The organism is Kluyvera sp. Awk 3 (assembly GCF_028069715.1).
Lineage (GTDB): Bacteria > Pseudomonadota > Gammaproteobacteria > Enterobacterales > Enterobacteriaceae > Kluyvera > Kluyvera georgiana_A.
Genome location: NZ_JANEWH010000132.1, coordinates 1 through 11857, shown reverse-complemented (window position 1 = coordinate 11857; position 11857 = coordinate 1). Strand labels below are relative to the sequence as shown.

Below are 11857 nucleotides of genomic sequence, written 5' to 3'. Positions count from 1 at the left end.
ATTCTCATCCTTCTAAAGGTGGATGAAAAAATAACCATTTGGAACTAAAGGAAAAGAAAAGCGGAAAAAAATCTTCCGGGGGAAGGACCAGGAATTCTGCGAATGTAAATCAGATAATTACTACAAAAAAACTCGACGGTACAATTAATTATTAGTGGTATTATTTTAAAATCAATAATTCATGGACATGATGCGAATATACATCATTTTGACGGGAAGTTTTTCTTCCTGAAAAGACGAGCACCCAGCATTAAAGATGAGTATTAATTATCATACAGAGGTCGCAGCCAAAACATCGAAGAGAATAGTCAACACCGGAGCATAAATTGGAAGTGGAGCGACAGAGCGCTCCACATTTTTTAGAATTAATAACCGTCGGTGACGATTTTCGCGGCAGCCGCGAGCACGTCACGACGACTTTCTGCCTTCTGCTCCGGCTGGGTGAAGTAAGTGACCAGAATAAGCGGCGCACGCCCTTCCGGCCAGATAACGGCGATGTCATTCGTCGTACCATAATCACCGCTGCCGGTTTTATCCCCGACAACCCACGATGTGGGTAGCCCAGCCTGAATGCTGGCAGCGCCGGTGGTATTGCCTTTCAGCCACGTTACCAGTTGCGCACGCTGAGTTTCACCTAAGGCACTGCCCAACGTCAGATTGCGAAGCGTCTGCGCCATCGCTAATGGCGTGGTGGTATCGCGCGGGTCGCCGGGGATCGCGGTGTTGAGCGTCGGCTCAGTACGATCGAGCCGGAAGGTGTTATCCCCAATAGCACGGGCAAACGCCGTCACTTTATCCGGCCCCCCAAGATGGGCAATCAGTTTGTTCATGGCCGTATTGTCGCTGTACTGCAACGCCGCGGCGCTCAATTCCGCCAGCGTCATCGTGCCGTTGACGTGTTTTTCAGCGATGGGATTGTAGTTAATCAGGTCCGAGGATTTAATCTCAACCTTCTGACTCAACACGTTCTTTTGCGTTTCACTTTGCTTGAGCACCGCCGCGGCTGCCATCACCTTACTGGTGCTGCACATGGCAAAGCGCTCGTCGGCGCGGTAGAGCGTCTGTGCGTTATCGGCGGTGTCAATCAGCGCCACTCCCAACCTCCCCCCGCTGCTTTTCTCCAGCGCCGCCAGCTTTTGCTGAACGTCGTTCGCCTGCGCATACAGCGGCGCACTCCCCAGCAACAGCGAAATACAGGCCGTTGTCATTAGCATCATCCGCTTAACGCGATGTCTCATCATCTTAAACTCCTGAAAATTGAATCCGTGTGGCTGAAGTATTCACAGTCAGCACAAAAAGTAAAAAACAAAAATGCGCTTGCCCTCTCAATCCCCTGCGACCACTGCCGGGCAGTCAGTGAGAAAAGCATTTTCGGAATAACGCCAGAAAAATAGGCGTAAAATCAATAGGGTTTATAGCCCTGTTCAGAGCCAAACGAAGCGTCGCCAAAATGAAATTTATTACCGTATGAAATTAAAGTGTCGCCGAATCACGACAGTTGTAAGTAACTAAAAATTAATAAAAAACCCCCTCTTGTATCCCCCAATTTTTAGGCGTACATTAGCGCCATCTGGAGCACAACAGCACAGAATTCTGAGGTGATGCCAGCCACGAAAGAGGTCCGTTTTTTTCGTTGGTTGTTACCAGCTCGCAGTACCACCACCGTTCATAAGTGCGTAGAAAAAAGATACGCGGAGAGATGAGTCGTGAAATATTTCTTTATGGGCATTTCCTTTATGGTCATCGTTTTTGCCGGCACGTTTGCCCTGATGATCTAGTCGATAAAAATGCAAAAAAAACAGGAGCCATCTGGCTCCTGTTTGCATTTCTGCGACGGGAAAATTATCCCGCCGATTTTTGCTCTGACGGCAGCAGGCCGTCAGCGCGGAACATGGCTTTAATCCCGCGCACAGCCTGACGAATGCGATCGCGGTTCTCAATCAACGCGAAACGTACGTGGGTGTCGCCGTAGTCACCAAAACCGATGCCCGGCGAAACGCACACTTTGGCGTCCTGCAGCAGCTTTTTCGCGAACTCTAAGGAGCCCATCGCGGCGTAGTGTTCCGGAATTTTGGCCCACACGTACATTGACGCTTTCGGCATTTCAACCATCCAGCCAGCTTCATGCAGCCCCTTCACCAGCACATCGCGGCGACGCTTATACTGCGCAGCGATATCTCGTACGCACTGCTGATCCCCTTCCAGCGCGGCAATTGCCGCCACCTGCAGCGGGGTGAAGGTACCGTAATCGTGGTAGCTCTTAATCCGCGCCAGTGCGTTAACCAGCGTCTTGTTACCGACCATAAAGCCGATACGCCAGCCCGCCATGTTGTAGCTCTTAGAGAGCGTGAAGAACTCTACCGCGACGTCACGCGCGCCGGGCACCTGCATAATCGACGGCGCTTTCCAGCCGTCATACACGATATCCGCATAAGCCAGGTCATGTACCACCAGCACGTCATAGCGTTTAGCCAGCGCGACCACCTTTTCGAAGAACTCAAGCTCCACGCACTGAGCGGTCGGGTTCGACGGGAAGCCAAGGATCATCATCTTCGGTTTCGGGTAGCTTTCGCGAATGGCGCGCTCCAGCTCGTTAAAGAAATCGACGCCTTCTACCAGCGGTACGGAGCGCACCTGCGCGCCAGCAATCACCGCGCCGTAAATATGGATGGGGTAGCTTGGATTCGGCACCAGCACGGTGTCACCGTGATCGAGCGTAGCCAGCATCAGGTGCGCCAGCCCCTCTTTCGAACCAATGGTGACAATCGCTTCGCTTTCCGGGTCAATCTCAACGTCATAACGGTCCTGATACCAGCGCGAAATAGCACGGCGCAGGCGAGGAATACCGCGTGAGGTCGAGTATCCATGGGTGTCCGGGCGTTGGGCCACGGTGCAGAGCTTTTCAACAATGTGCGCTGGCGTGGCGCCGTCTGGGTTCCCCATACTGAAATCAATAATATCCTCGCCGCGCCGACGCGCAGCCATTTTAAGTTCAGCGGTAATGTTAAAAACGTACGGGGGTAAGCGATCGATACGCGTAAAACGGCGTTCAGAGCTGGAATCAGCCATAGGTTCCTCAGGATTACGTTAGCGCCCGAACCGTTCGAGCGACGCTGCCACCGATGTGGCATGAACAGAAAATAACCTGAAAAAATTAGCGCTGTCGAGAGGGTAAGCGAAAAAATGTTGTATCGGTAAAAAGAGGAACTAATGAAAACAAGAATCATTCATTAAAATAAATAATTCAATGGATATAAAACACAATGGTAACAATAAATTATCTATTGCTTTTCATTGCAGGTGATTCAAGTTCTCCCTGAAGCGGCCATCTCTTCCTGTTCAATACGTTTGTCCTACAATCCCCTTTTAAAATTAAGGTTTTTCCCTATTCCGCGTACTGCTGGTCATCTGCCCCCGGGTTACTTATCATAAGACTTTACTGAAAACATTCGGCCCCCCATGCACGAAATATTCGATATGCTGCTCGCGGTCTACGACCGGGCCGCATTAATGCTGATTTGCCTCTTTTTTCTGATCCGCATCCGCCTGTTCCGCGAACTGTTGCACAAAACGGCCCATACGGCGAAAGAGCTGCTGGCCGTTACTGTCATTTTCTCGATGTTCGCCATCTTCAGTACCTGGTCCGGCGTGCCGGTGGAAGGCTCGCTGGTTAACGTTCGTATTATCGCGGTGATGTCAGGCGGGATCCTGTTTGGCCCGTGGGTTGGCGGCATCGTCGGGGTCATTGCCGGGATCCACCGTTACCTGATTGACGCAGGCGGCGTTACCGCCGTGCCGTGTTTTATCACCAGTATTATCGCCGGGATCCTGTCGGGGTTGATTAACCGTCGGGTACCGAAAGAGCTGCACTGGAAAATTGGTATCCTCGGCGGCATGCTGTGCGAAACCCTGACCATGATTCTGGTGGTCGTTTGGGCACCTTCCATCGCGCTCGGCGTCGATATCGTGTCGAAGATCGGCATTCCGATGATTGCCGGCAGCGTGTGCATCGGTTTTATTGTCCTGCTGGTGCAAAGCGTAGAGGGCGAGAAAGAGGCCAGCGCCGCGCGTCAGGCTAAGCTGGCGCTGGATATTGCCAATAAAACGCTGCCGCTGTTTCGCCAGATTAACAGCGACACTCTGCGGCAGATTTGCGACATCATTCGTCAGGATATTCGCGCCGACGCCGTCGCTATCACCAATACCGAACGCGTGCTGGCCTATGTCGGCGTCGGGGAAGATAACTACCACAATAACGATGACTCCATTAGCCCGGTCACCCGTCAGGCGATTAACAACGGCGAAATCATCATTAAAAACAACGATGAAGCCTATCGCACGCCGGAAATTCACTCGATGCTGGTGATCCCGCTGTCGGAGAAAGGCGTGATTACCGGTACGCTGAAAATCTACTACTGCCACGCGCACCAGATCACCTCGTCGTTGCAGGAGATGGCCATTGGGCTGTCGCAGATTATCTCCACGCAGCTGGAAGTTTCCCGCGCCGAACAGCTGCGCGAGATGGCAAATAAGGCAGAGCTGCGCGCGCTCCAGAGTAAAATCAATCCCCATTTCTTATTCAACGCGCTGAACGCCATTTCATCATCCATTCGCCTCAATCCGGACACTGCGCGGCAGCTCATTTTTAATCTGTCGCGCTACCTGCGCTATAACATTGAATTAAAAGACGATGAGCAGATAGATATCCGTCGGGAGCTGTATCAGATTAAGGACTATATCGCCATTGAGCAGGCGCGCTTTGGCGACAAGCTGACGGTAATCTACGATATTGACGATGAGGTGAACTGCGTGATTCCAAGCTTGCTGATCCAACCGCTGGTCGAGAATGCCATCGTGCACGGTATTCAGCGCAGTAAGGGTAAAGGCGTGGTGACCATCAGCATTGCCGAGTCAGGCAACCGCGTGCGCATTGGCGTGCGCGATACCGGGCCGGGGATCGATCCTCAGGTCATCGCGCGGGTGGAAGCCAATGAAATGCCCGGCAATAAGATTGGCCTGCTGAACGTTCATCATCGGGTTAAACTGCTCTACGGCGAGGGCTTGCATATCCGCCGCCTCGATCCAGGAACCGAAATCGCGTTCTACATTCCAAACCAGCGCACGGCCGTTCCGGCGACTGCCACATTATTGCCTTAACCCGGAGTCCCCATGAAAGTCATCATTGTCGAAGATGAATTCCTGGCGCAACAGGAGCTAACCTGGCTGATTCAGCAGCACAGTCAGATGGAGATTGTCGGCACCTTTGACGACGGTCTGGACGTGCTGAAATTTTTGCAGCACAACAAAGTGGACGCCATCTTCCTCGACATTAACATTCCGTCACTGGATGGCGTGCTGCTGGCGCAGAACATCAGTCAGTTTGCCCACAAGCCGTTTATCGTGTTTATCACCGCGTGGAAAGAGCATGCGGTAGAAGCCTTTGAGCTGGAAGCGTTCGACTACATTCTGAAGCCGTACCAGGAATCACGCATCGTCAGCATGCTGCAAAAACTGGAAGCGGCCTGGCAACAGCAGCAATCGAGCATCGTCAGCAGCAGCCCTAGCGCGCCGCGTGAAAACGACACCATCAACCTGGTAAAAGATGAGCGCATCATCGTGACGCCGATCAGCGATATCTACTACGCTGAAGCGCACGAGAAGATGACCTTCGTCTACACCCGCCGCGAATCGTACGTGATGCCGATGAACATCACCGAGTTTTGCAGCAAGCTGCCGAGTAGCCACTTTTTTCGCTGCCATCGTTCGTTCTGTGTGAACCTGAATAAAATTCGCGAGATAGAGCCGTGGTTTAATAACACCTACATTCTGCGCCTGCGCGACCTTGAGTTTCAGGTGCCGGTGAGCCGCAGTAAGGTAAAAGAGTTTCGGCAGATCATGCATTTGTAGCCACTGACGGGACATCGGCGGCAGAAAGAGCCCGGGGAACGCCCCGGGCTTTGTGTATTACAGCACCTGACCCAACGTCTGACGCAGATGCGCGCCAGAACCCAGCAGGCCCGGATTGTCGTGAATAATCAGATACACCGGGATCGGGTGTACATAGTCTTTGAAACGACCTTTGTCTTCGAAACCGCCGCGGAAGCCGGAGGCTTTAAAGAACTCGAGGAAGCGCGGCACAATGCCACCCGCAATGTACACGCCACCGAAAGTGCCCAGCGTCAGCGCCAAATCGCCGCCGAAACGACCCATGATCACGCAGAACAGCGACAGCGCGCGACGACAGTCGGTGCAGGTGTCTGCCAGCGCGCGTTCGGTAATGTCTTTCGGCTTGTAGTTTTCCGGCACCCGGTTGTCCGACTTAACAATAGCCCGGTACAAGTTCACCAGGCCAGGACCGGAGAGCACGCGCTCGGCGGAAACGTGGCCAATCTCTTCACGCAGCACTTCGAGGATAATCCCCTCTTCTTCGCTGTTTGGCGCAAAGTCAACGTGGCCGCCTTCGCCCGGCAGGCTAACCCAGCGCTTGTCGACGTGAACCAGATGCGCCACGCCAAGACCGGTTCCCGCGCCGTAAACGGCGATCGGCTTGCCTTCAACCGGCTCGGTGCCGCCAAACTGAATCAGATGCTCTTTTTTCAGCATCGGGATCGCCATCGAGACCGCGGTGAAATCGTTGATGATTTCCAGGTGCGCGAACCCAAGGTTCTTTTTCATTTCCGCAATGGAGAACTGCCAGGTGTGGTTGGTCATCGCCACCCAGTCGCCGGTAATCGGGCAGGCAATGGCAATACAGCCGTCTTCCACCGACGCGTTATGCTCGTCGAGGTAGACGCGAACCACGTCTTCCAGGCTTGGGTAATCCAGGCCAGAATAGGTCTTCGCCTGCGAAATCTCACCGCTGGCAATATCGCACAATGCCAGACGCGCATTGGTGCCCCCAACATCACCCACTAAAGCAAACTTTGTCATTCCGTTACGGCTCCGCTAAAGTCAGAATAAATCTTTGCCACACTGTAAATTCAAGGCGCGTTAACAACAATGGCGATGACGTGAGCGCCCCAGGATTATCGATCCAGGTCACATTTTTTGCGTATTTTTTTACAGGTACAGAACGGGATAACCTGTAGAGCCGTATCGTTTCAGCACCATTTGCGCTGAACGTTGACTCAGGAAAATGCAAAGTAAACTCAGTATTCAGCAAAAAGGATATCACCATGCTCCACCCGCGAGCCCGAACGATGTTGCTGCTCTCCATCCCCGCGGTATTGATTGGCGTCGCCTCCAGCCTGATTTTGATCGTGGTGATGAAGATCGCTGCGGTGCTTCAGCATCTGCTGTGGAGTAACCTACCGAATGCGCTCGGCATTGATATGAATTCGTCGCTGTGGATTATCCTGATGCTGACGATGACCGGTCTTGTCGTCGGGTTGGTGATTCGCTACAGCCCGGGTCATGCCGGCCCGGATCCCGCCAGCGAGCCGCTGATCGGCGCCGCGGTTCCCGTCGCCCATCTGCCTGGGCTGGCGATCGCCTTGATCCTCGGGCTCGCGGGCGGTGTGAGCCTGGGGCCAGAACACCCGATTATGTCGGTCAACATTGCGCTGGCCGTGGCGCTGGGCGCGCGCTTCTTCCCACGAGTCAGCTCGCTTGACTGGACGATTCTCGCTGCCGCCGGGACGATTGGCGCACTGTTCGGAACACCGGTTGCCGCCGCGCTCATTTTTTCCCAGACGTTAACCAGCAGTAACGACGCGCCGTTGTGGGATCGCCTGTTTGCCCCTCTGTTGGCCGCCGCCGCCGGCGCGTTGACCACAGGCCTGTTCTTTCACCCTCAGTTCTCGCTGCCCATCGAGCATTATCAAACGATGCGCCTCGTCGATATTTTCAGCGGCGCGATAGTGGCTATCATCGCCATCGCTATCGGTATGATTGGCGTCTGGTGCCTGCCGCATCTGCATGGATTAGTTCACCGTTTAAAACATCCGGTACTGATTCTCGGCGTTGGGGGATTTGTGCTGGGGATTATCGGCACGATTGGCGGTCCGTTAACGCTGTTTAAAGGGCTCGATGAAATGCAGCGGCTGACTGCCGGGCAAAATTTCGGCGCAGGCGACTACATGCTTTTCGCACTGAGTAAACTGGCGGCGCTGGTCGTTGCTGCCGCCTGCGGTTTCCGCGGCGGGCGCATATTCCCGGCGGTATTTGTCGCCGTGGCGCTGGGTTTGATGCTGCATGCGCACGTTGAAGCGGTGCCGGCCGCGATTACCGTTTCCTGCGCCATTATGGGATTAGTGCTTGTGGTCACCCGCGATGCCTGGCTCAGCCTGTTTATGGCTGCGGTGGTCGTACCGGATACCACGCTGTTGCCGCTACTGTGTATCGTGATGCTCCCCGCCTGGCTGTTGCTGGCGGGGAAACCCACAATGATGGTGCCGCGTAAGCGTAAGGATTAACGGCCGCTATTTCGCGCCTCCAGCGCGTCGGTAACGGCTTTAAGCAGCGGAGGGATGTCCATTTTGGGGAGCATCACCTCCAGCAGCATTAGCCTGTCGCGGCGCGCAGCACGCGCCAGCGCGTCATTCAACTGCGCGACGTTGCTCACCTTCCAGCATTCGGCCTGGCTGTCGAGGTTCAGTGCCTGTGGCAGTTGGGTCCAGTTCCACAGGCTGATCTCGTTATAGCGCTGCTCTGGCCCATGAATCGCACGCTCAACCGTATAGCCCTCGTTATTGAGTAGCAGGATCAGCGGCCGTTGCCTGTCCCGCAGCATGGAGCCGAGCTCCTGAATGGTTAACTGCGCCGCACCGTCCCCCACCACCAGCACCACGCGCCGGTCCGGGCACGCCGTTTGTGCGCCGAATGCGGCGGGTAGCGTGTAGCCAATCGATCCCCACAGCGGCTGAACCAGCAAATTGGCGCCGGTGGGCAGCGTTAATGCCGCGATACCAAAGGCAGCCGTCCCCTGATCGCCCAGTACAATATCGTGCGGTTGCAGGTATTTCTGCAGCGTTTGCCAGAAGTGACGCTGGGTCAGATACCCGGTGTCGAGCACCGTCGGCGAGGATATCCGCCGGACATCGGTGTGCCATGGGGCTAACTCTTCACTCAGCGTTATCAGCGCGTCCACCGCCGCCTGCATGTCAATACCGCTAAACCAGCGGGCACCTACGCGAGCGGAAAACGGCTGTACCTCGATTGATTTTTCCGGCGCAATCCGGTGAGTAAAGCCTGCAGTGATGGTGTCGGTAAAACAGGTGCCGACGCAGATGATCGCCTCCGCATCCTCAATCGCTTCACGCGTTTGCGGCAGGCTCGCCCCGCCGCTGTACGTGCCGACAAACCCTGGCTGTTGTTCATCAAACAGCCCTTTCCCCATCAACAACGTGGCGTGCGGAATGGGATGCGCACGCATCCACTGATTGAGCGTCGCCTGGAGACCAAATCGATGAGCCAGCACGTCCGCCAGCAACGACACATGCAGACATCCCTCCAGCAGGCCGCGCGCATGTTTAACAAAATCCTCAAGTTGGGCCGTATCCGATACCAGGGGCGCTATGGTGAGAGCGCTTACAGGCTTCGCCGTCGGCAACGCGGCAACATCGGCGGGGAGCAGCAGATAGCCCGGTCGACGATGGTGCATCACTGCCTGCAGCACGCGGTCGATCTCCTGGCAGGCGTTGCGCGCCGTCAGCACGCCCTGGGCGACGGAAATTGGCGCACTCATCTGGCGGAAATGATCGAAGTCGCCGTCGCCTAACGTGTGGTGCAAACATTCGCGACGCTGCTGTGCGCCGGTACAGGGCGCTCCGACAATATGCAGCACCGGAACGTGCTCGGCGAAGCTACCGGCCACGCCGTTCAGCGCGCTCAGTTCACCCACGCCGTAGGTGGTGAGCAGTGCACCACAGCCCTGCATTCGCGCGTAGCCATCGGCGGCATAGGCGGCATTCAGTTCGTTAGCGCAGCCCACCCAACGAAGCGTGCGGTGAGCAATGACGTGGTCAAGAAACTGGAGATTGTAGTCTCCGGGTACGCCAAACAGACTCTCAACGCCGCAGTCAGCAAGACGGTCAAGCAGGTAATCTGCCACGGTATAGGACGAAGCCATGGTGCCACTCCTTCAGCCGGTTATTTCTTTGAGTATTGAAGAAGTGTTAAGCGTGTCCAGTATTGATAAGAAAGTCGTCTGGAAAGCAAATTTTACAGATTTCAGCTGTGTACGAGTCGATGGACATTCGCTAGTGTAAGCGTATACACAAGCGGATATTCTGGAGGACACAATGGTTTATCAGGCAAGTCGCGCGCGTTATGAGACCATGACGTTTCAGCGCTGCGGCAACAGCGGCCTCAAGCTTCCCGTAGTTTCACTGGGGCTGTGGCATAACTTTGGCGATGAAACCCGCGTAGAGAACAGCCGCCAACTGCTGCGCCACGCATTCGATCTGGGTATTACCCATTTCGATCTCGCCAATAACTATGGACCGCCTCCCGGCTCTGCTGAGAGTAACTTTGGCCGCATTCTGCGTGAAGATTTTCGCCCTTACCGCGACGAACTGATTATTTCCACTAAGGCTGGATACACCATGTGGGACGGTCCCTACGGCGACTGGGGTTCACGTAAGTATCTGATTTCCAGCCTTGACCAGAGTCTGAAGCGCATGGGGCTTGAGTATGTGGATATCTTCTACCACCATCGCCCGGACCCTGAAACGCCGTTACTGGAGACCATGCGCGCGCTGGATCACGTCGTCCGTCAGGGCAAAGCGCTGTACGTTGGGCTTTCCAACTACCCGGCGGAACTCGCACAGCAGGCAATTGACATACTCAACGATCTGGGCACCCCCTGCCTTATTCATCAGCCGAAGTACTCCATGCTGGAACGTGGGGTGGAAAGCGGCCTGTTGAATGTGCTACAGCAGGAAGGGGTCGGCTGTATCGCCTTCTCGCCGCTGGCCGGTGGGCAGCTTACCGACCGTTACCTGAACGGCATTCCCGCCGATTCTCGCGCCGCGAGCGGTAGCATCTTCCTCAAGCCAGAACAGCTCACCGATAGCAAGCTTGAGGCCGTTCGCCAACTGAACGTACTGGCGGAACAGCGTGGACAAAAACTCTCGCAGATGGCACTGGCGTGGGTACTGCGTCAACAGGCGGTCACCTCGGTTCTGATTGGCGCCAGCAAAATTTCACAGCTGGACGATGCGGTGGGCATGCTGGCAAACCGTCATTTCAGCGCCTCAGAGTGTGCCGAAATTGATGTCATTTTGCGCAGCATAAAATAACAGCGTTTTTAGCAAAAAGTGCTCTCTCCTGGCGGTTTAAGAGTTAACCCAATAATTCGAGTGTTTACCGAATTGTAATATTGCGTTAACAGGCCTTTCTGGCCACGATCGTATAGGAGAGAAGTATGTTCAGGTCACTGATTCTGGCGGCAGTGTTGTTAGCATCGGCCCCGATGTTCGCTAATGCTGGTGAAATCACCCTGCTGCCATCCATAAAATTACAAATTGGCGATCGCGATAATTACGGTAACTACTGGGATGGCGGCCGCTGGCGCGACCGCGATTACTGGCATAAACACTGGTATCGCCACGACAACGGCTGGCACCGCGGTTGGGATAAACGTAATAAAGCCTACGAACGTGGCTATCGCGACGGTTGGGGCGACCGTGATGACCATCGTGGACGCGGGCGCGGTCATGGACACGGCCACGGACATGGTCGCCACTAATTTCGGTTATTCAGGCACAGCACGCTATGCCTGAATAACCAATCAAAGAGCCTACGGGCTCTTTTTTTATGGTCAAATCCTGCGCTTCTTATTTATCAGCATTTGCCCTTGAGCAAAAAAATCCTGCCAGTATCTTATCCTCAAGATATTTCACGTCAGGATTAACAT

At 54.7% G+C, this 11857-nt stretch carries 10 protein-coding genes; 6 read left to right on the top strand and 4 right to left on the bottom strand.

Going from position 1 to position 11857, the window contains the following annotated elements; genetic code table 11:
• Positions 1-365: 365 nt before the first annotated feature.
• Entirely contained in the window at positions 366-1241 is an 876-nt protein-coding gene (gene blaCTX-M / locus NNN71_RS20380) for a CTX-M family extended-spectrum class A beta-lactamase (protein WP_271459212.1), read from the bottom strand.
• 465 nt (positions 1242-1706) lie between these two features.
• On the opposite strand from blaCTX-M, the gene ypdK reads away from it, so the two are divergent.
• A complete protein-coding gene (gene ypdK / locus NNN71_RS20375; RefSeq protein WP_100249902.1) occupies positions 1707-1778 on the top strand; it encodes a membrane protein YpdK in 72 nt (23 codons plus the stop codon).
• 64 nt (positions 1779-1842) lie between these two features.
• Here the strand turns inward: ypdK and alaC are convergent, their stop codons facing one another.
• Complete coding sequence (gene alaC, locus NNN71_RS20370) at positions 1843-3069, bottom strand: alanine transaminase (protein ID WP_163449402.1); 1227 nt, start codon at positions 3067-3069, stop codon at positions 1843-1845.
• Positions 3070-3459: 390 nt separating this feature from the next.
• Between alaC and NNN71_RS20365 the strand changes: the two genes are divergently transcribed.
• On the top strand, positions 3460-5157 hold the full coding sequence (locus NNN71_RS20365) for a sensor histidine kinase (RefSeq protein ID WP_271459211.1): 1698 nt from the start codon (positions 3460-3462) through the stop codon (positions 5155-5157).
• Positions 5158-5169: 12 nt separating this feature from the next.
• Positions 5170-5907 carry a LytR/AlgR family response regulator transcription factor gene (locus tag NNN71_RS20360; protein WP_064543751.1) on the top strand — a complete coding sequence of 246 codons (738 nt, stop codon included), beginning with the start codon at positions 5170-5172 and terminating at the stop codon, positions 5905-5907.
• A gap of 57 nt (positions 5908-5964) precedes the next feature.
• On the opposite strand, the gene glk is transcribed toward NNN71_RS20360, so the two are convergent.
• Positions 5965-6930: a glucokinase gene (gene glk / locus NNN71_RS20355; protein ID WP_163449400.1), complete on the bottom strand. Its 966-nt coding sequence runs from the start codon at positions 6928-6930 to the stop codon at positions 5965-5967.
• Positions 6931-7175: 245 nt separating this feature from the next.
• On the opposite strand from glk, the gene NNN71_RS20350 reads away from it, so the two are divergent.
• Positions 7176-8414, top strand: coding sequence for an ion channel protein (locus tag NNN71_RS20350; RefSeq protein ID WP_167575293.1), 1239 nt, complete (start codon positions 7176-7178; stop codon positions 8412-8414).
• Here NNN71_RS20350 and NNN71_RS20345 read toward each other — a convergent pair.
• Positions 8411-10069 carry an alpha-keto acid decarboxylase family protein gene (locus NNN71_RS20345; protein ID WP_271459210.1) on the bottom strand — a complete coding sequence of 553 codons (1659 nt, stop codon included), beginning with the start codon at positions 10067-10069 and terminating at the stop codon, positions 8411-8413. The genes NNN71_RS20350 and NNN71_RS20345 overlap by 4 nt on opposite strands.
• A 172-nt stretch (positions 10070-10241) precedes the next feature.
• Between NNN71_RS20345 and mgrA the strand changes: the two genes are divergently transcribed.
• On the top strand, positions 10242-11240 hold the full coding sequence (gene mgrA, locus NNN71_RS20340) for an L-glyceraldehyde 3-phosphate reductase (protein ID WP_271459209.1): 999 nt from the start codon (positions 10242-10244) through the stop codon (positions 11238-11240).
• Positions 11241-11365: 125 nt separating this feature from the next.
• Positions 11366-11689: a DUF2502 domain-containing protein gene (locus tag NNN71_RS20335; protein WP_163449396.1), complete on the top strand. Its 324-nt coding sequence runs from the start codon at positions 11366-11368 to the stop codon at positions 11687-11689.
• The last annotated feature ends 168 nt before the right edge of the window (positions 11690-11857 follow it).

What these genes read in the sequence shown, in the direction of transcription:
- NNN71_RS20345 (WP_271459210.1), bottom strand. Translation starts at nt 10,069, where the DNA reads ATGGCTTCGTCCTATACCGTGGCAGATTACCTGCTTGACCGTCTTGCT.
- NNN71_RS20365 (WP_271459211.1), top strand. Translation starts at nt 3,460, where the DNA reads ATGCACGAAATATTCGATATGCTGCTCGCGGTCTACGACCGGGCCGCA.
- glk (WP_163449400.1), bottom strand. Translation starts at nt 6,930, where the DNA reads ATGACAAAGTTTGCTTTAGTGGGTGATGTTGGGGGCACCAATGCGCGT.
- blaCTX-M (WP_271459212.1), bottom strand. Translation starts at nt 1,241, where the DNA reads ATGATGAGACATCGCGTTAAGCGGATGATGCTAATGACAACGGCCTGT.
- mgrA (WP_271459209.1), top strand. Translation starts at nt 10,242, where the DNA reads ATGGTTTATCAGGCAAGTCGCGCGCGTTATGAGACCATGACGTTTCAG.
- NNN71_RS20350 (WP_167575293.1), top strand. Translation starts at nt 7,176, where the DNA reads ATGCTCCACCCGCGAGCCCGAACGATGTTGCTGCTCTCCATCCCCGCG.
- NNN71_RS20360 (WP_064543751.1), top strand. Translation starts at nt 5,170, where the DNA reads ATGAAAGTCATCATTGTCGAAGATGAATTCCTGGCGCAACAGGAGCTA.
- NNN71_RS20335 (WP_163449396.1), top strand. Translation starts at nt 11,366, where the DNA reads ATGTTCAGGTCACTGATTCTGGCGGCAGTGTTGTTAGCATCGGCCCCG.
- alaC (WP_163449402.1), bottom strand. Translation starts at nt 3,069, where the DNA reads ATGGCTGATTCCAGCTCTGAACGCCGTTTTACGCGTATCGATCGCTTA.